Annotated in this window: 13 protein-coding genes; 1 reads left to right on the plus strand and 12 read right to left on the minus strand. The window is 27.6% G+C overall.

The window, feature by feature from the left end; translation table 11 throughout:
* Positions 1-25: 25 nt before the first annotated feature.
* The 12 genes from CLPUN_RS14135 to CLPUN_RS14195 all read right to left on the minus strand — a co-directional run bounded on the left by CLPUN_RS14135 (position 26) and on the right by CLPUN_RS14195 (position 19,763).
* A complete protein-coding gene (locus CLPUN_RS14135; RefSeq protein WP_077847902.1) occupies positions 26-466 on the minus strand; it encodes a MarR family transcriptional regulator in 441 nt (146 codons plus the stop codon).
* Between the two features lie 463 nt (positions 467-929).
* Positions 930-2,006: a hypothetical protein gene (locus CLPUN_RS14140; protein WP_077847903.1), complete on the minus strand. Its 1,077-nt coding sequence runs from the start codon at positions 2,004-2,006 to the stop codon at positions 930-932.
* A complete protein-coding gene (locus CLPUN_RS14145) occupies positions 1,993-2,484 on the minus strand; it encodes a sigma-70 family RNA polymerase sigma factor (protein WP_077847904.1) in 492 nt (163 codons plus the stop codon). The genes CLPUN_RS14140 and CLPUN_RS14145 overlap by 14 nt, the downstream gene beginning before the upstream one ends.
* A 212-nt stretch (positions 2,485-2,696) precedes the next feature.
* Positions 2,697-3,857 carry a stalk domain-containing protein gene (locus CLPUN_RS14150; RefSeq protein WP_077847905.1) on the minus strand — a complete coding sequence of 387 codons (1,161 nt, stop codon included), beginning with the start codon at positions 3,855-3,857 and terminating at the stop codon, positions 2,697-2,699.
* Positions 3,858-4,082: 225 nt separating this feature from the next.
* Positions 4,083-11,582, minus strand: a complete 7,500-nt coding sequence (locus CLPUN_RS14155) for a non-ribosomal peptide synthetase (RefSeq protein WP_077847906.1) — start codon at positions 11,580-11,582, stop codon at positions 4,083-4,085.
* A gap of 140 nt (positions 11,583-11,722) precedes the next feature.
* Positions 11,723-12,628 carry an MBL fold metallo-hydrolase gene (locus tag CLPUN_RS14160; protein WP_077847907.1) on the minus strand — a complete coding sequence of 302 codons (906 nt, stop codon included), beginning with the start codon at positions 12,626-12,628 and terminating at the stop codon, positions 11,723-11,725.
* Between the two features lie 603 nt (positions 12,629-13,231).
* Complete coding sequence (locus CLPUN_RS14170; protein WP_077847908.1) at positions 13,232-14,707, minus strand: nicotinate phosphoribosyltransferase; 1,476 nt, start codon at positions 14,705-14,707, stop codon at positions 13,232-13,234.
* Complete coding sequence (locus tag CLPUN_RS14175; protein ID WP_077847909.1) at positions 14,704-15,075, minus strand: hypothetical protein; 372 nt, start codon at positions 15,073-15,075, stop codon at positions 14,704-14,706. Before CLPUN_RS14175 ends, CLPUN_RS14170 begins: the two co-directional genes overlap by 4 nt.
* A gap of 305 nt (positions 15,076-15,380) precedes the next feature.
* Positions 15,381-16,064 (minus strand): cysteine hydrolase family protein, encoded by a 684-nt coding sequence (locus CLPUN_RS14180; protein WP_077847910.1) that lies wholly within the window; start codon positions 16,062-16,064, stop codon positions 15,381-15,383.
* Between the two features lie 133 nt (positions 16,065-16,197).
* Positions 16,198-17,115, minus strand: a complete 918-nt coding sequence (locus tag CLPUN_RS14185; protein WP_077847911.1) for an NUDIX hydrolase — start codon at positions 17,113-17,115, stop codon at positions 16,198-16,200.
* A 345-nt stretch (positions 17,116-17,460) separates the two neighbouring features.
* Entirely contained in the window at positions 17,461-18,489 is a 1,029-nt protein-coding gene (locus CLPUN_RS14190; RefSeq protein ID WP_077847912.1) for an epoxyqueuosine reductase, read from the minus strand.
* Between the two features lie 95 nt (positions 18,490-18,584).
* Entirely contained in the window at positions 18,585-19,763 is a 1,179-nt protein-coding gene (locus CLPUN_RS14195) for an acetyl-CoA C-acetyltransferase (RefSeq protein ID WP_077847913.1), read from the minus strand.
* 246 nt (positions 19,764-20,009) lie between these two features.
* Here CLPUN_RS14195 and CLPUN_RS14200 point away from each other — a divergent pair, with 246 nt between their 5' ends.
* Positions 20,010-20,900, plus strand: coding sequence for a LysR family transcriptional regulator (locus CLPUN_RS14200; protein WP_077847914.1), 891 nt, complete (start codon positions 20,010-20,012; stop codon positions 20,898-20,900).
* Positions 20,901-20,940: the final 40 nt, after the last annotated feature.

A 20,940-nucleotide genomic window follows, 5' to 3' on the forward strand; every position in this document is an offset into this window, starting at 1 on the left:
CTCTCCTTTTTCTTATATAACTTTTTTATATATCAAGCCAATATTCTTCAATATTTTCGCTCATTCTTTTTATTAATCTAGCTGCCATTTTCTTTTCTTCTTCACTAAAACCTTTAAAGCTTATTTTCAATTGTTTACTTTCTTCCTCAATTATAAATTCATATACTTTTAAAGCCTTTTTAGTAGGAGTCAGTTTATACTCCCTCTTATCCTTTTCATGTTGTTGTTTATTCAAATATCCAATGTCAATAAGCTTTTTCACAGCTTTTGTAGTTGTAGTTTTATCAACTTTTAACATGTTTGATAAATCCACAAAATTAATTCCAGGATTTTCACAAACTCTAGTTAGAAACATATATTGACCTTTTTGTAAGTTAAATTGTTTATATTTAAAATCAGCTTTGGAGTTTATAGCCCTAGATAAAGTTCCTACAAATCTCAACACTTTAAATTCTAATTTTTTCATTTTTATACCTTCTTATAGCCAATTATTAGTTGAACTTTCAACTAATAATTATTGTATATTAATTTAGTTGAAAATTCAACTTGTTTTTTTAATAAAATTATTATACATTCATAATGTGTAATTATATTATCTAATCCTATAGTTCATTTATATCAATTACATTATCACAATCTTAATTTAAATTATTTACAATCCTTAAATTATTTTTTATTAATTATATATAAATTTTTATATTTACAGTCTTTATTTAATGTTCCTTTTTACAATAAAAAAGAAATGCTCAAAGTTATTATTACTCCTGAGCATTCCTCTTAATTTTCTTTGTCATTATAATATATTTTTTACATACTAATAAAACTACACTATTTATTAAAGTATAATGATTGTACTACTTTTATATGGATTATTATTTTACTTTTTAAATGAATATTGTAATTTACATTCACCATTTAAAATAAATATGTTATAGACTACTTTTAATCATATTTACTATTATGTCTTCACTAATACCGCTTATTGATGAAATAGAATATGATACAGTACTTTTTTTCCAAGTTGCTAGATTGGCTATTTTATTTTTATTGCCCTCTAAATCTATATTGATCCCGTTTGTATCACAGTTGTTCTTAATTTTATATATATTATAATCACCACTTATATTTTCAATATCTTTACCAGCTCTAAAGATGATTCTATCATTCCCATTATTATATTCTATTTGTATTATATCATTTGATATAACGCTTATATTATCTATATTAAACCCTTTAGGTAATTCTTTTATATAATTTATTTTTAATTTTACTGCTGCTTCTGCTTCTTCTAATGTTTTATATTCTTTTATGATCTCCCCGCAAGTAACTAGATCGGAACTATCTAGGTTATCCTCTTCATTATTTTCATTATTATTCTTAGTTAATTCCCCTTGATCTTTAGTTGTTTTTTTCGATTTATCGTCTGAGCTTATAGGGTTTGTTGATTCAACAATTATATTAGTTGGTGGTTCCATTGTCTTTGGTGCTCCAATAGAATCCTCAGAACTTTTTTCATTTTGCTTTATTTTTGATGAATTTTCATTATTATTTTCATTGTACTTTGAGGAATCACTTTTTTTATAGTTTTCATCATTATTAGTATGTCCATTTATAACTTCCTGTTCCTTCAGTTTATTATCATTTTGACTATCCTTATTATAATCTGCACTATTTTTATTATCATAATATGATTCACTCTCTTCAATATTTTGTAAATCTTTATTTTTATCATCTATATCTTTAGATATTTCTTTTTGCTTAAAATTATCATTATCATATTTAAATAATTGAGGGTTGTTTTTTACAACACTTAAACATATAACTACTGTAAAGCATGCAGCAATAATTTGCATATTTTTTCTAAGTAAATTATGTTTTTTTATTTCTATACTTTTGTTTTTAATGTCTGTATTTTCGTTAAGTACATTATGGAGTATTCTTTTTTTCATATCTTCACTCATAACAATTTTGTCTAATTCCTTTTTATAATTCTTACTCAAAATCATACTCCTCCTTTAACTCTTTTTTTAATATATTCCTTCCTCTGCTAAGCAGCGAGCGTATTGTTGATTCTTTCTTAACTAATATAGATCCAATTTCCACTGTAGTATAACCTTCATAATAATATAAATAAATAATTTCTCTGTATTTTAGTGGAAGCTGCATTACTTTATTAAGAACATTACTATCTTTATATTCATCGTAATATGGCATTTCTGTTAACTCTACACTTTTTTTAAACCAAGAAGATTTTAATTTATTTTTACAGATATTTCGAGCAACACAAATAAGCCAATGCTTTTTATAGTCATCACTTTCAAATATGTCTATATTTTTAATTAATTGTACAAAAACTTCTTGTACTACATCTTCTGCATCATAAATATTTTTCATATATGAATATGCAAGTCTCAGCAGCATATTTCCATAATGATCTAAATCCTGTGAGATAATTTCATCCGTACGCAATGAAATCTCATTCATTCTAAAACTCATCCTTCCATTCTGTAGCACAATTAACTAACAAAATACCATATAGCCCCAAAATAATTTCATTTTTATTGTTCCTACACTAAATAATTTATAATAAAATTTTTTAATTATATATGTTGCAATAATAAATCTACATCTAAAACCTTGTAATGTTAATCAGCTGCAAATAATTTATATGTAGAAATCTAATTGCAACATATATACTAAAAAATACTTTTAATTATATTAATAATATCATCTTTCTTCATTCCATCAGTTACCGAAATAGAGTATGCCATATCATTTATTTTCCAAGTTGCAAGCTTTATAAGTTTATCATTTCCACTTAATTTAATGCTTTTACCATCTAACTTTATACTATCATTATTTTTATATTCATTATAATCTCCACTTATATTGTCTACACCTTGACCCATTCTAAATAGAATTTCATTTTTTCCATTACTATAACAAATTTGAAATGACTCCCTTGAAATAGTGCTAATGAATTTTGATTTGAATTGTGCTGGTATTTCCTTAGGTAATATAACATTAAATTTAAGCACTTTTTGAGCTTCTTCTACAGTCTTAAATTCTTCTATTGGATTTGCTATACTTTCTAATCCTGCAGTTTGAGTTTCCAAAATTGAAACTTTCTCTTCTAAATTCCATTTTCCACTTTGGTCTACTTTATATCCATCAGGCGTAATTGTATTACTAACCATTTCTCCACTATCGTTTGAATAATACCAATTACCGTTTGTTTCTACCCATCCTTTTTGCATTATCCCATTGTTATTCATAAAATACCACTTATTATTTATTAGCTTCCATCCTAAAGTAAGATCTCCATTATCAACATATATTGATTGTCCATCTTTTGTTTCACTCCAAAAACTACCTACTGCTTTTGAATCATTAAAAAGTAAATTATAAATTTTAATTGGAGCATATATGTTATTATCAATTACTATGGGTACCGCTCCTAATTGTTCTGGTGCAGTCATTCCTATAGCATGACTACTTTCATAATTATATGAGTCAACACCTACTTCAATTTTAGTTTTAATCTGATCGTTATCTAAACTTACACTCTTATTATTCTTATCTATATTTACTTTAAACCCCAGACTTTCTGCTGTAACTTTTATCGGAACCATAACCTTTCCATTATTTATCACAATACTAAGTTTACCTATATTTATATTTTTTCCTTTTATAATCAAATCATTAATTTCATCTTTCGATACATTAGTTGATATTAACATTTGTTCTTCATTAATAGTAGACATTAATTTTTCTTTATTTATATCTGCTGCAAATGCTGGAACGGATATTCCTGCAAGTGTTATAGCACTTAATAAAATTGTTATTACTTTTTTCATAATTATTCTCTCCTTTAATTTGCATATTGTTTTTTATTTGCTTTTCTAAATATAATACAATCCAAATTAGGAAAGTGTTGCATCAAGTTCTAAAATATTTTTATATTAAATGTTCAACTATGTTTATTACTACAGTTTTTTCTAATGTTCATTATTTTATCGCAATGAATTAAATACTAGATTTATTAAAAAACATATTTAGCACCCTTAATCTAAGTTTAATAATTATAAGAAATTAACTTTTTCACAATACTCAAGCATTCTTTTTAAAGCGCCCTCATCTAAATTGCTCCATTCAAAACCAAATTCTTTTAAAATGGCGTTTGTTCTATCACTAACAGTTACAAAAGTTGTTGAATTATTATTTTCAAATAAACCTAAATTAACCATAACATTATCAACATATTCCCTTAATTTTTCATCTTCGCTCTTTAATGAAATATAATATAGAAAATCATCCATATTTCTTAGTTCTATGTCTTTATATTTCTTTCTTAGTGCTTCCACCAAATCCATTGTACTTAATTTTTTAGGGTTTTCTATGTGAAATACTTGATTTTTGTAATTAGTCTTATTAAAAAGAAGAATAACTGCTTTAGCTAATTGATCTACGTAGGAAAAATCAAAAATATTTCCTTTTATTTTTGGTATACAATTAAGTTTAATAAATGCTTTGATATTCTTGTAAAAAGCATTTTCTGTTATATTTTCTTGAAATAATCCTGTTTCGTAATTAAACGTCACATTTCCAAGCCTGAATATTTTAGTATTTAATGATTTTTTACTAGCTTCTTCAACTAATTTTTCAGCTTCTAATTTTGAACGCACATATACATTATCACAATCTTGTCCAATATCAATATCTGATTCTGAAAACATAACAAAATCTTTATTAGAAATACTTCCACTTCCAACACTTATAGTAGATATTTGATTAAAGTCCTTTATTAACCCTTTTTGAGCAAACTCCAGTAAATGCTTTGTACTTAAAACATTTATATTATAGAAATCTTTGTACTTACCATAATGTTTTACGTTTGCTGCAGAATTAACTATACAATCTATTTTTAAAGATAAGCTTTCATAAGCATTAATATCTAAACCGATGTAATCCTCCGATATATTTCCTATTAAAATATTTATTCTATGCTTATATTTAAGGTAAAATTCTTGCCCAAAATAAAAAGCAGTTTTTTTCATAATTCTTTCTTCAACTTCTTTGATAGTTTTTCCTCTTAATAATAAATATATTTTACTATTTGTATTCAATAAAAGTTCTTTTAAAATATTTATACCAACATATCCAGTACTACCTGTAAGTAAAATATTTTTATAAGTCATTTCCTTATTCAAATCAAAATTTATATATTTTTCAATATCATTTATATATAAATCATAGGCTGATTTTATGGCTTTTGGAATTTTATTTCCTTCCTCAAACTCTGTAACACTTACCTCTTCTTTAGCTGTTCTAACCTCTAAGCTTGATATTTCCTCTTTAAACTTAATATTAAGTGCTAATTCTTGTATAGTTGGGTATTTAAATATGTCATTTATAGCAATACTAAATTCCTTTGCTAATCTTGAAACTACTGAAATTGCCTTTAATGAATTGCCTCCTATTTCAAAAAAATTCAAATCAGTACTTATATTTTTCATCCCCAATATTTTACTCCATGCCTTAAAAATTTTTTCTTCAATATTATTTTTAGGAGCTATATATTCATACTTAAAATCAGATGACTTTGGACTTGGAAGTGCCTTTCTTTCAACTTTTCCATTGGAATTAACAGGCATACTTTCAAGCTGCATTATATGGGAAGGAATCATATAACTTGGAAGTTCCTTTTTCAAAAATTCCTTTATTTTCTTTGAAGAAACTTTTTCGTTGCTTACAACATATGCACATAAATATTTATTTCCACTTTCATCCTTCTTATCCACCACTACTGCTTCTTTTACTTTTGAATATTTTAATAATTCTCCTTCAATTTCCTGCATCTCTATTCTAAATCCATTAATTTTCACTTGATAATCCATTCTCCCCATAAAATGTATATTTCCATCTGACAGCCACTCTGCAAGATCACCAGTTTTATATATTTTTTCTCCACTTACATATGGATTTTCTATAAATTTTTCTTTTGTAAGATTTCCTCTATTTAAATATCCTCTTGCAATACCAGCTCCACCTACACATAATTCTCCTGAAACCCCTATTGGAAGCAGATTATTATTCCTATCCATTATATAAGTCGTTGAATTAGATATTGGAGTTCCTATAGGTATTGCTATGTTTTCATCCCACTTACCTTTGACTTCATACAATGTAGAAATTACTGTATTTTCCGTTGGTCCATATGCATTTAGAATTTTTAAATCTTTATATATTTTTGTTATTTTACTTACCTGCTTACTAGATAACACATCTCCTCCAACAATTAAACATCTTAAATCTTGGAATATTTCAATATTGCTCTCACAATATTGATTAAATAGCGGAGTTGGCATAAGCATTACTGTTATTTCATTTTGATTAATATAATTTTCTAATGCATTACCATTAATTATTAAGGTTTTTTCTTCTAAATGTAATGCTGCTCCATTAAGCAATGTGATCCAAATCTGGAATACTGATGCATCAAAAGACAAAGATCCAGATTGAAGAATTTTATCATTGCTCTTAATCTCTATATAATCAGGATTATTTACAAGATTTACTAAATTTTTATTTTCTAAACATACTCCTTTAGGCTTTCCTGTTGAACCTGATGTATAAATTACATATACTAAATCTGTAACTGTATTTACATTCGAAAGATTTTCTTTACTTTCTTTAAATATTTCTTTACTACTTGAATCTATTAATTGTATATTTATTTTTTCTAAGTTAACTTTATCTAATTGATGTTTTTTAATTAATATTATTTTACTTTTACTATCCTCAAGCATATATTTTATTCTTGTTTCAGGATAATCTTCATCTATTGGCAGATATGCTGCTCCACTTTTTATTATGGCGAGCATGCCAATTATTGTATCTATACTTCTATCGCATAATATTGGTACAATCTCTTCTTTGCCCACTCCATTTTTCACTAATAAATTCCCAAGTTGATTTGCTCTTTCATTTAATTCTCTATAAGTTAAACATTGTCCATTTGATACAAGTGCAGTTTTATTTGATAAATTTTCAGCTTTCTCTTCAAATAGCTCTTTTATTGTTTTATTGTGAGCATAAGCTTTCTTTGTATTGTTAAATTTATTTAATATTAAATTTTTCTCCCACTTAGATAACATATCAAAATTATCAATAGGTTTATCTAAATCTTCAAGAATTCTTTCCATTACGTTAATATAATGTTCTATAAAACATTCTATTGTTTCTTTTTTATATAATTCTGTTTGATATTCTAATTCACCTGATATTTTGTCCTTTTCCTCTTTTAGTATCATGGAAATAGGAAATTTTGCTATGTTGCTTTTCAACTTATATGCTGATATTTCTGTATCATCTAACCTTAAATCTTCAATATTTACATTTTGAAAAGAAAAAATCGCATTAAAGAGCGCTGCTTTCTTTATATTTAATTTTTCAAGTATATTCTTAAGATCATAGTTTTGATTTTCAAATGCCTTTAAGGAATTCTCTTTAACTTCCTTTAAGAAATCTCTAAAACTAATATTATTGTTTATTTTATTTCTTAAAGGCAATGTATTAACAAACATTCCTATTGTATCTTTTAAATCTTCAGAGGTTCGTCCTGCTGCTGGAGTTCCTATTATTAAATCATCTTGGCCAGTATACTTATATAAAAGTACATTATACGCTGCCATATAAAACATAAACTTTGTTACCCCTAAACTAGTTATAGCTTGGTTTATTTTTGAAGTTAATGCTTCATTTATTTCAAAAATTATCATATCTCCTTTAAAACTTTCAGTTGATATATTTTTATAGTCTGAAGGCATATTTAATTTAGGAATTTCTCCTTTAAACATATTAAGCCAATATTTTTCCTCACTATCTAATAACCCGTTTTTATATAAATTATTTTGCCAATTTGAAAAATCTTTATATTGAATTTTAGGTACACAAAGGCTTTCTCCATTATATAATGAAGATAGTTCTTTTGTTATTATACTCATTGAAATTCCATCTGAAACTATATGATGTATATCTATAAGTAATATTGATGCATCATTAAATTTAATAAGATTGACATGAATAAGTGGTGCTTTACCTAAATCAAATGGTTTTATAAAATTTTCAATTTCAATTTTATCTTCATTAAAATTACTATTTATTTTTATATGCTCAACTTTAAAATCTACTTTAGTTTGAACTTTTTGGAATATATTTTCATCAAATACATGAAAGCTTGTCCTTAATGATTCCTGCCTATTTATTAATTCATAAATTCCTCTTTCTAATCGTACATTATCCAAATCACCTTTTATTAAATATGCAATAGGTATATTATAATTTGTGCTATTTAAATTTGTTTGATTTATTGCATATATTCTTTTTTGTACTGCTGATGCTTCATAGTAATCTTTTTCTTTTATCTTTTCAATTTCATTAAAATCAGAATTTTCCTCTGCAGACATATCTTTCAACCATTCTGCTAATTCTTCTATTGAAGGCTTATTAAATACATCTGTAACAACAATTTTTGTCTTAAATTCTTTATGAATTTTAGAAACCAAATTTACAGCGGTTAATGAATTTCCTCCTAGATCAAAGAAGTTATCTTTTATAGATATCTCTTTAATATTAAATATCTGACACCAAATATTTTCAAGTTTTAATTCAATTTCACTTCTAGACTTTATAAATTCAACTTCCTTTTGCGATAAATCAGGGCTTGGCAATGCTTTTTTATCAATCTTCCCATTACAATTAAGATCAAACTTTTCAAGCTGCATTATATATGAAGGTATCATATAATTTGGCAGTTCTTCTTTTAAAAATTCCTTTATTTCTTTTGAAGAAACTTTTTCTTCACTTAAAACATATGCACATAAATATTTATTTCCACTTGCATCATTTTTATCTACTACTACTGCTTCTTTTATTTTTGAATATTGTAATAATTGTGCTTCAATTTCTTGCAGTTCTATTCTAAATCCTCTAATTTTCACTTGATTATCTATTCTTCCCATAAAGGATATATTTCCATCTGGCAGCCATTTTGCAAGATCACCAGTTTTATATATTTTTTCTCCTTTTACATAAGGATTTTCTAAAAATTTTTCTTTTGTAAGCTCTTCCTTATTTAAATATCCCCCTGCAATTCCGTCTCCACCTACACATAACTCTCCTGGAACACCGATTGGAAGCAAGTTCTTATTCTTATCCATTACATAGGCAGTTGAATTAGAAATAGGCTTACCAATTGGTATTAGCATATTTTCATTCCATTCACTGCTTATTGTATAAGTTGTTGAAAAAGTAGTATTTTCAGTTGGCCCATATCCATCAATTATTATTAAATCTTTATAAGCCCTTTTTAGCTTGCTTACAGAAATAGACGAAACTACATCTCCACCAGTTAATAAACATCTTAATGGCTTAAATAAATCTATATTTTCTTTACATAATTGATTAAATAATGGTGCAGTAAACCAACATATTGTAATCTTATTTTCTCTTAAATAACTTTCAAGTAATTCTGGATTTAAAATAATATCTTTTGCTTCCACAAATAATTGGTTTCCATTAAGAAGTGCTCCCCATACCTCAAAAGTAGATGCATCAAATGCAATAGAGCCTGTCTGAAGTATTCTGTCATCTTCTTTAAATTCAATAAAGTTAGTATTCTTAATAAGTCTGATTACATTTTTTTGCTTTATACATACTCCTTTTGGCTTTCCTGTTGAACCTGATGTATACATTACATAGATTAAGTCATCTGTAGTATTAATATGTTCTAGATTATCTATACTTTCATTTAATATCTGCTCATCTTCATAATTTATTGTTTCTATATAATTTTCAAATTTAAACTTCTCTAATAAACTCCTTTTTCCTAAAATAACTTTACTCCTAACTTCTTCTAACATATAATCTATTCTTGACTTAGGATAATCTTCATCTATTGCTAAATAAGCACCTCCACTTTTTACAATAGCCAACATTCCTATTATGGTTTCTAAGCTTTTGTCACATAATATTGGCACTATGCTATTTCTTGTTATTCCTCTTTTCCTTAATGCAGCCGCAATTTGATTTGCTCTTTCATTTACTTGTCTATAAGTTAAAGATCTACTTTTTGATACCACTGCAGTTTTATCCTTCATAGCATCAACTATTTTTTCAAACAATTCACTTATGGATTCATTTTTAGGATATTCTTTTTTTGTATTATTAAATTCATTTAATATAAGATTCTTCTCTTTTTTCGAAACTATCTGTATTTCTGAAATTTTTATATTAGAATTACTGACAATTTGTCTTGCAATACACTCCAGGCAAGTAACCATTTGTATAATTTGCTCATCAGTATGATCTTCTATTCTGTACTGAACCTCTAACTCTATATTTCTATCCTTTTTTAATTCTTTAATAAAAATATGTAATGGAATATTTGTGTATTCTTGAGCAATAAGTTCATTACTAAGAATCATATTGCAACTATTTTTTACATTATAACTTTCAAATGAATAATAATTTACACAAAATTTAAATAAAGAATCAACTCCCTTTTTCTTTAGTTCTAAATCCTGAACCAATAAGTCATAAGGATATTTTTGATTAGTATAACAGCTTTTAAGTTCACTATTCAAATAATTTAAAAATTCATTAAAACTAATATTATCTTCTAAATTTATTCTTAAAGGCATAGTTCCTGTAAACATACCTATAGTTTCTCTTTGACGTTCATTGCTTCTGTTAAAGCAGGCAACAGCAAGTGTTATATCATTATCATTCAGAATCCTGCTCATATATATACTTGAAATAGAAATGAAAAATTTATTTAAAGAAATGTTGTATTCCTTCAAAAATTTCTTAAGCTTATCACTCATCTTACTATTTAATAAGAATGACTTTGTCTTTGATTTAACGCTTTTGGGATTTATATATAAAGAATTTACATTTAGATTTGAGAATTTTTCATTCCAGAATTGCTTATTTTTTTCAAACTCTTTGGAATTTAAATATTCTTTTTCATCATATATAAAATCTATATATGAATTTTTAATATTAGACTCAGCAATTTCATTATTGCATAATTGCTGATATATATTAGAAAGTTGTTCAATTAGTAAATTGCAAGACATTCCATCAAAAATGAGATGATGTATAAAAAAACACACTCCCATTTCTTCATTACTAATCTTATACATATAGAATTTGAATAATAATTCATTTTGTTTATATAACGTTTTCTTACCTTCATTCATACAAAACTCATTAAGTTTTTTAATGCCATTGTTTTTGTATGATGAAAAATCTAAAAAAGGTACATTAATAAAACTATATTCATCTACATATTCATATAGTTTTCCATCTTCTTCATAAAATTTTAATCTTAATGAATCATTTTTTTTGATTATTAAATTTATTGTTTTCTCTAATAATTGAATATCCAAATTACTACCTATATTAATTTTTGATACAATATTATGCATTGATGTATTAGGATACAGTAGCTCATTATACCAAATTCTCTTTTGTGGATGAGTTGTTTCAAATTTTTCACTAATATTGTTATTGTTCATAAAGAACACCTCCTAATATATTATTTTTCCAAATATAATACAATCCAAATTAGGAAAGTGTTGCAATAAATTCCAAAATATTTTTGGTAATTTATCTTCTTAAGTTAAAATATGCTATATTATAAAAAACTCGCTTATTATCAGCGAGTTTGTATGGATTTAGTATATTTAAGAAATCCATTTTCCATTATTAATTCTAGTTTTTCTATTTCATGTAAATATTCTACATAGGATTTTAACATTCTCTCCATAAAATAATACTTATGTACATTATTTATATTAATGTTAAATTTTTTACTTATAATTTTCATAATCTCTTCCATTGTCATAGATCCATCTATTGCTTCATATATTCTCATTGCTCTGCTTTCATAAAAATCTATATTATCATTTATTAGTTTTGTAATATTGTTATATATTCCTTTATGTGCCACCACATATTTACTGCAGTTTAAGTCATAAAGCTTGGCCTTGCTCTTCATATCTTCACTTAAAATATAAGCATATGGCATTTTTGCTCCTTCCATTAGTTCATAACTTATGAGAGCATCTCCTATATAGGCGATATCGTCAGGAGTTATAATACAAATATGTGCAGGACTGTGACCTGGTGTAGAAATAATCTTAAAGTCAACCCCGCATAGTAATATTTCATGTTGGTTTTCCTCTATAATAATATCTGTTTTAAAAACCATATGATCATAATGTTCCTTTACAAACTTTAAGGTTTCACTTCCATAATAAAGCTTAAGATTAACCTCTGAACTGCAGATAATAGCTTCATAAGCTGACATTGCAATAATAGAATTATATTTATCTTTAAAATATTTATTATTTCCAATGTGGTCTATATGAGCATGACTGTTTAAAATAGCTGTGACTTTAAACTTATTTTTTTCCAAAACTTCCTCAATGCGTTCGCGCTCTCCTCTTTCCCGTCCTGTATCCAACATAATAATTTCTTTATCATTAATTTTATAAAATGGTATATAGGTTATTCCAGTATCAATACAATAAGTATTTCCTTTAACTTTTAATATATCCAATTAAAGTTCTCCTTCCTCATAAGTACAATTATATTATATATTATAATTATCGCATTGTTATATAAATTTTTATATTTACCAGATTCATTATCAACATTCTTTTTGAAACAAAAGCAAAATTACTTCAAATAATTTTTTATATTTTAACTATTGAATTCATCTAGTTATACTTCACTATGTCTATATTTTTCTCTAAACTCGTCTTCTAAAATGCTCATGGTAATCATATCATAATATTTATGATTATAAAAACAGCCATCCCGTTTAATTCCCTCCCCTCTAAAACCTATTTTTTCATAGACATGAATTGCTCTTTTGTTAAATATAAATTACAATGTTATATTTGTATTTTAGCCTAAAGCACCTTATATCATGCTTTAGGCTTATTAAATTATTAGATTATATTTGGCTTATCCATGCTGTCATATCTGCATCTGAAGGTATTCTCTAATCACTTCTAGGAATCAATATACTAAACCTACCTTTACCTCAGCTATCATACATGGACGTTTAAATTGTTGTGTAAAGAACCTTCTATAGAATACTCTTAACCATTTTCTTCATCATACTTATATAAGTACATTATCCTAACACAAGCAATGATTAATCTTCAAAAACATGCTCGCTTAACATTTCATATTTAAGATCCCATAATTTTCGAGATAAATCTACAAAGTAATTGTGTGGATTTTCAAATCTTGTAACCTCTGACCATAGTGTGTTAACTTGCTCTTTGCAAAACTTTTGAATTTCATGGACACTTAGACATTCATATACACACTTACCATCTTTAAAGATTTCTACTTGTAACCTCTTAGCATAGAAGTTTGTTATTTTTTTCTTCTTCCAGGTATGTATAGGATCAAATATTACATATGGTTTTGATTCATCTATTATTTCATCTGCTAGACAGATTACATCCACAAGTGCTTTATGTAAATCTTTGTCGAATAATCTATATGTGAATTTAAATCCCGGATTTGTAGTTTTGATTTCATTTTCACTTATCTTAATCTTAGGTACAAGCTGTCCATTAAGTTCAATTGCAGACAACTTATATACTCCACCGAAAACACTTTCAGACCTTGCAGTAATAAGTCTTTCTCCTACACCGTATCCATCTATCACAGCACCTTGTTCAATTACATCCTTGATTATATATTCATCAAGTGAGTTGGATACTATAATCTTGCAATCAGGATATCCTGCTGCATCTAGCATCTCTCTACATTTAATACTTAAATAAGTTATATCTCCACTATCTAGTCTAATTCCGTTTGGACGCTTTCCTTGTGGTTTTAACACTTCATCAAATACCTTTATAGCATTTACCATACCAGACTTTAACACATTGAATGTATCAACTAGCAATGTACAATTATCAGGAAAACTAGCAGCCCATGCTTTAAACGCCTCATATTCACTAGGGAATAACATTACCCAACTATGAGCCATTGTTCCAACTGCAGGTACTCCAAACATTCTTTCAGCCATCATAGTTGCTGTAGCAGTACAACCTCCTATATATGCTGCCCTTGCTCCATATATAGCAGCATCGTATCCTTGACCTCTTCTTGCACCTAGCTCTAGAACTGACTTACCTTGTGCTGCTCTTACAATTCTATTGGCTTTAGTTGCAATTAAAGACGGATGATTTATACTTAATAAAACCATTGTTTCTACGAATTGAGCTTCCATAACATGACCTTTTATTACTACCATAGGTACATTAGGGAAAATTGGTGTGCCTTCGGGTATCGCCCACATGTCACCTCTAAATTTAAAAGTTTTTAAATACTCAAGGAATTCTTCTGAAAACATTCCCTTTGATCTAAGATACATAATATCATCTTCTTCAAATTTTATACCTTCAACATATCTTATCAATTGTTCTAATCCAGCCATAATAGCAAATCCGCCACCATCAGGTACTTTTCTAAAGAACATATCATAGTATGCAGTTAAATCCTTAAATCCGTTGTCCATGTATCCTTTCATCATTGTTAGTTCATAGAAATCCACTAATGCAGTTAAATTTCTTGAGTCCTTCCAATCAATCTTGTTTATTGTATTTTTCATATTACCATCTCCTTAATTATTCTTTTAACTTTTTTTTGAGTTATTATATTTACAATGTAATTTACTATTTTATCTGTATCATTTTTATTAAATTCTCTTATTGAATGCTCTCCTACATGTTCGAGTAAGTACAATTTATGGTTATCTTCCTCTAACCAAAATGACATTCCATTTGTATAAAATTCCAAAGGTTTGCTTGAATTTATACTATAAGCAAATCTATATCCATATTGTATAAGTTCCCTTCCATTCTTATATGCACATCTACTACAAGTGATTATCCTGCCTTCTACATCTTTGAGTCTTTTGTCTTTCAATAACATTTCAACTATTTTATAAGGATATCTTTTTTGTTCTAAATCTACCATATCTTCCACCCTTCATTTTAAACACTTTGTTATTAACAAAATGTTTAAAACACTTTGTTATAAATAATTGTATTGAAAATAAAATGGGTTGTCAAGTATATTAGGAAATATTTTTAAATTATTTTTATGATGTGTATATGTTATAGATTTAATTAGTATAACTTAAAAGTTGTCTCACGGAAGAGGTGGATTTCAACTAAAAGTCATAATCGCTCCGATAGCAAATGCTTTTTCTTAAGATTAAAGTGCATAAAAAAAGTATGGAGTAAAAAATTACTTCATACTTTAGCGTCAATTATGATTAATTATCCTAATCCTTTAACTACCTTAATGCCATTATCCATCATGCTATATAAGAATACTACATTCATAAGGTCTCCATCATGATTGGCAATGTCAAGGTCATAAGTATCTACAGCACTAATTGGCACTATTATTTCAACTTCTTCATTATGTTCATTAAAGAATGTTTTCATGGAAATGGCAGCGTGAAAAATACAGATATCACTACAATCTCCTATAAATACAAACTTTCTTATACCTTTCATATGTAATTTGGCTACTACTTGTTTAAACTTTTCTGATACAAATGCGTTAGTTGAATTCTTTCCAACAACTACTTTATTTTCAATATCATCTAACTCACTTATAATTTTCGCTTCCTCAGAACCTCTTACACAGTGAATAGGTCTAGCATTAAATTCTATAGAATCTTTAGTATGATCCTCATTTACTATTACTACTGGAATATCTTCATTCTTTGAAAACTCATGAGCAATTCTTGATACTTCTGGTATAAGTGCTTGTATTCTAGAACTATATAAAGCTCCACAATTACAAAAGCCATTATTCATATCAATCACTATTAAAGCAGTATCACCCACTAATTCTGATATCTTTAATACTGGTAGTTTATTAAAACTCTCCAATATATTCATTAATGTTTTTGTACTTTTATTAATAAAGTCTTCTGTTACTATACTCTTCATAAAAATCACTCCATTTCTTATTTTTTATTGGTGTTTATAAAAATGCTACTAACTATATATAACTTCTTTATCTATCTTACATTTTTATTGTAATTCTCTTCCACTTTACATCACTTGTAAGAAAATAAAAAAATTAAGCTTCCCATTCAGAATTGAATTTTATTAGTTTAGGAGGTCTGTTTCCCCTTTTCTTACCAGCACCACCAACCGCGCCTTTTTCATCTGTTTCAATTATCATATGTTCAAATTTTCTTCTAAAGTTAGTGTCCTTATACTTACTTTCGCCTTGGATAGTTTCATATACTTCTTTAAGCTCGCTCCAAGTAAACTTTTCTTCCATAAGGTTGAATATTATATCAGTATAATCTATCTTACTTCTTAATCTTTCTATCCCATAAGCAATAATCATAGAATGATCAAAAGCTATATTTTCTTTTTCAATTTGCTTCCAACTTATTTTCTTTGTTCTGCTGTTTTCAACTATCTTAACAACTTTTACTATTCCATAAGCATCTTCCGTACCATTAGTGAAGGAAATCTTGATATATTTTTCTTTGTTAAAGCCTTTTTCAGTATATACTTTTCTTTCTTCCACAATTTTAAAGTCTACAGTAAACCAGTCAGCATCTTGAGCGTCATCACCTGCAATAACTTCAAGATTTGTACTATTTGCTAAAGCCATATAAGATACGCTCACTATTCTATGTCTTTTATCTCTATCTACATCTCCCCAAGTATATAATTGTTCCATATATATACCTGTAACAGATGTTTCTTCAGCAAGTTCTCTCTCCGCTGTTTGGTCAAGATCTTCATTCATATTTATAAATCCACCAGACAAAGCCCATTTCATTATATCAGGATGATCCTTTCTCTTAACTAAAAGTATCTTTAGCCTCTTACCATTAGGACTCTTTTCATCATCTGTTACTGTAAATATTAATTGGTCTGTTGTTACAAAGGGAGCCACATAACTCTTTTTTTCTTGTTGATATAATTCAAGAAATTCCTCTTCCGTTTGTCCCTTTGCGTTTCTTATTAATTCGTCCATTACAATCACCTCTTACTATTTTATGTATATTTTGTTTTTAATATTTTGTTTAAAACATTTTGTTAAAAATATTGTATTAAAAAGAAATATATTTGTCAAGCACTCAATAAACTGATCTAAAAGAAAAGCAAATTAAAACATCTTATATCTATTCTAAGACATTTTAATTTGCTTTATTTTGACTAAAAAATATTTTATTTAAATATTTTTTAGTTCATGCATATTATTTAAATTACTATTTATCTTCATGAAGCAAATATTCATTTCCATCCTGATCTTTAGATGAAACCTCCTTTCCATAAAACAGCTTCATAGTTTTTGTTACTGTAACAGCATTTACTTTCCTTATAAATTCAATTTTTTAACTGCCCATTCTGCCATTTCTCTTACTTTTAAGTTACTATCATTACAAGCGTTTAGTATATGTTCTCTATATTGTTCCTCATAGTCATTTACCATTACATTAATAGCATTTACTTTCCATTTCCAAACACTTTGTTTATCTATATACCAAAATTTAGGCTGCATCACGTCTTCTAAAAAGGAATAATCCATTTTAAGAATTTTTTCTAAGGATATATGCTGGCTTAATTCTTGTAAGTTAGGAAATTCTTCTGTTTCCTCCCAACGATTTTTATTCATAGGGCAAACATCTTGGCATACATCACATCCATAAACCCAATTTCCTATTTGTTCTCTATATTTTTCGTTAATCATATCTCTCCCCATAAATGTGGTTACACAAGATACACATGCCATAGGGCTCATTGTGTAGGGCTCTGATAAAGAAGCTGAAGGACACGCTTTTATGCATAATCCACACTTTTCAGAGCAAGCTTTAACTTTAGGTTCTTCTATAGCTTCAAGCTCCTTATCAATAAGCCATGCTTCTAAATACACCCATGAGCCATTTTCAGTATAAAAGAAATTATTCTTTCGAACTCTTCCAAGCCCCGCTTTTAATGCCGCCCATCGTAATGGTGCAAGACCAAACCCTCTCTCATTTTCTGCTCTAAGTCCCAAGTCTTGCATATATTTTTCAAATTTCAAGCTATCTTGAAAATCTTTAGAGTTCTCATCTTTCCTTCCATCAACTAAATAATATTTTGCAATCATACCTTTTAAATGTTTTGGAATATTATATTTTCCATATCTTCTTACACATATGACAATTGATTTGGCCCAAGGATGAGTTTCTTGTATACGTGTAAAACGATACATACTTTGGTAAAAACCTTTGGTTTCTGGAATACGATCAATCCTTTCATTAAGCTTTTCTTCATATCCATCAAGATAAGAAACCTTAATAATTCCACACTTTTCATATCCCATTTCCAGTGCTGCACTTTTTATTTGCTCTGCTAATAAAGTCATTTTTCCACACTTCTTTCTTAGACGCAATCAAAAAAATAATAAACCCGTATGCTTGTGTATTATTTTCTTTCATGTGCCTTAATTGGTAATTATAATTACTCTCTTTCAACTATTACGGCAGTTCCTTGACCTCCACCAATGCATAAAGTAGCAAGTCCTTTCTTTGCATTTCTTTTTTTCATGGCATGTAGCAAAGTTACTAAAATACGTGCACCAGATGCACCTATAGGATGTCCAAGTGCTATAGCTCCACCATTAACATTAACTTTACTCATATCTAAATTTAAATCTTTAGTTATTGCGATGCTTTGAGATGCATATGCTTCATTTGCTTCGATTAAGTCTAAATCTTCAGCTTTTAAATTAATTTTATCCAAAGCAGCTTTTGTTGCATAAAATGCTCCATATCCCATTATTGCAGGGTCTAATCCAGCTGATCCATAAGAACTAATTTTAGCAAGTGGCTTTATTCCTAAAGCTTTAGCTTTATCCCCGCTCATTATTACTAATGCTGCCGCCCCATCATTTAATCCAGATGCATTTCCTGCTGTCACTGTGCCATTTTCTTTAAAAATAGGCTTAAGTTTTTTTAATGCTTCTATAGTATTACCAAACCTAGGAAATTCATCTTGGTCAAATATTATTTCACCTTTTTTTGTTTTAATTACTACAGGAACTATTTCAGCTTTAAATTCTCCATTTTTAATAGCTATTTCAGCTTTTTGTTGTGATATAAGTGAAAATTCGTCTTGTTCTTCTCTTGTCACCTTCCATTTTTCTGCAACATTTTCTGCTGTTACTCCCATATGATAGTCATTGAAAGCATCCCATAAACCATCTTTTATCATTTCATCCACAAGTTCACCATGTCCCATTCTTTGTCCCCATCTTGCATTACTTAGTAAGAATGGTGCGCTAGACATGTTTTCCATACCACCCACTACAATAGTATCAGCATCGCCAGCTTTTATAATTTGAGCTGCTAAACTTATAGACCTTAACCCTGAACCACAAACTTTATTAATTGTGAAGGCAGGTATTTGTACAGGTAATCCTGCTTTCACAGCTGCCTGTCTTGCTGGGTTTTGACCTAAACCTGCTTGAAGTACATTCCCAAAAATAACTTCATTAATTTCCTCTGGCTTTATATTTGCTCTTTTAACAGCCTCTTTTATTACTATTGCACCTAATTCAACTGCCGGTACATCTTTTAAAGTTTTACCATATGCTCCTATTGCAGTTCTTACTGCACTTACTATTACTACATCTCTCATTTTTTATTCCTCCTATATTAAATATAACTTTGTTATTTTTTTCACAAATATTGATATACAAATTCATTTATTTTATTGATATAAGGTTATTCTGAAAACCTATTTAACCAAATTTGCAGCTGCTCTATCATCTGATAAATTTATATTATCAAAGAATAATATATTTGTAAAATTGATATATTCGAATTGACAATTCATTTTTTTCAATATATTATTATTTTAAATATTGAAATCGAGGTGAAATTAATGGATATTAGACACTTTAAAACTTTTAAAAGCATTATTGAAGAAGGTAATTTTTCAAATGCTGCAACAAAATTGGGGTATACACAATCTACTGTTACCTCACAAATTCAGCAATTAGAGCAAGAACTCTCAATCAAGTTATTCGAAAAAATTGGCCGCAATATGATATTAACACCACTTGGAAAAGAATTGATACCTTATGCAAATGAATTACTTAATACAGTGAAAAAAATTGAGAGCGTTGGTAAATATGGAGAGAAAATTACAGGAGAATTAAAAATTGCCGTTGCAGAGTCATTGATGTCTTATAAATTACAAAATGTATTGAGCTTGTTTAAAGAAAAAGCTCCTAATGTAAAACTTTCTATAATTTCTCTCAATTGTTATGCCATAAAAAATATCCTATTGGATGGTGAAATAGACCTTGGTTTAATGTACGATGTGGGAATTCCAAATGATAATTTAACTACTGTTAAACTTTCTGATTTCAATTTAGCTTTAATCTGTTCGCCATTATTGGAACAAGAAAATTTAGATTTTTCTAAATCAAATCAAAAAATAAATACAAGCCTTATAATTAACGAAGTTGAATCCATTTATCGAAAAATAGTTGAAAGTTATTTTTTTGATAACAATATATTCTTAAATAACACAATTGAACTTTGGAGCATAGAAGCAATAAAAAAATGTGTTGGTAGTAATTTAGGAATTTCGTTTTTACCTCGTTTTACAGTAGAAGAAGAGCTGGAAAATGGTAAATTAAAGGAACTTAACGTAGGCTGTTCTGATGCAAAAGTTACAGCAATATATGCTTATCATAAAAACAAATGGATTAGCCCTGCAATGTCGTTATTTATTGAGTTAGTAAGAAAAAACTTTAATATTAGTTAAAGTGATTTCTTACTTGTATTGCAAAAATACACTAATCCTT

Source organism: Clostridium puniceum (assembly GCF_002006345.1).
Taxonomy (GTDB): Bacteria; Bacillota; Clostridia; order Clostridiales; family Clostridiaceae; genus Clostridium; species Clostridium puniceum.

What these genes read in the sequence shown, in the direction of transcription:
- CLPUN_RS14135 (WP_077847902.1), bottom strand. Translation starts at nt 466, where the DNA reads ATGAAAAAATTAGAATTTAAAGTGTTGAGATTTGTAGGAACTTTATCT.
- CLPUN_RS14140 (WP_077847903.1), bottom strand. Translation starts at nt 2,006, where the DNA reads ATGATTTTGAGTAAGAATTATAAAAAGGAATTAGACAAAATTGTTATG.
- CLPUN_RS14145 (WP_077847904.1), bottom strand. Translation starts at nt 2,484, where the DNA reads ATGAATGAGATTTCATTGCGTACGGATGAAATTATCTCACAGGATTTA.
- CLPUN_RS14150 (WP_077847905.1), bottom strand. Translation starts at nt 3,857, where the DNA reads ATGAAAAAAGTAATAACAATTTTATTAAGTGCTATAACACTTGCAGGA.
- CLPUN_RS14155 (WP_077847906.1), bottom strand. Translation starts at nt 11,582, where the DNA reads ATGAACAATAACAATATTAGTGAAAAATTTGAAACAACTCATCCACAA.
- CLPUN_RS14170 (WP_077847908.1), bottom strand. Translation starts at nt 14,707, where the DNA reads ATGAAAAATACAATAAACAAGATTGATTGGAAGGACTCAAGAAATTTA.
- CLPUN_RS14175 (WP_077847909.1), bottom strand. Translation starts at nt 15,075, where the DNA reads ATGGTAGATTTAGAACAAAAAAGATATCCTTATAAAATAGTTGAAATG.
- CLPUN_RS14180 (WP_077847910.1), bottom strand. Translation starts at nt 16,064, where the DNA reads ATGAAGAGTATAGTAACAGAAGACTTTATTAATAAAAGTACAAAAACA.
- CLPUN_RS14185 (WP_077847911.1), bottom strand. Translation starts at nt 17,115, where the DNA reads ATGGACGAATTAATAAGAAACGCAAAGGGACAAACGGAAGAGGAATTT.
- CLPUN_RS14190 (WP_077847912.1), bottom strand. Translation starts at nt 18,489, where the DNA reads ATGACTTTATTAGCAGAGCAAATAAAAAGTGCAGCACTGGAAATGGGA.
- CLPUN_RS14195 (WP_077847913.1), bottom strand. Translation starts at nt 19,763, where the DNA reads ATGAGAGATGTAGTAATAGTAAGTGCAGTAAGAACTGCAATAGGAGCA.
- CLPUN_RS14200 (WP_077847914.1), top strand. Translation starts at nt 20,010, where the DNA reads ATGGATATTAGACACTTTAAAACTTTTAAAAGCATTATTGAAGAAGGT.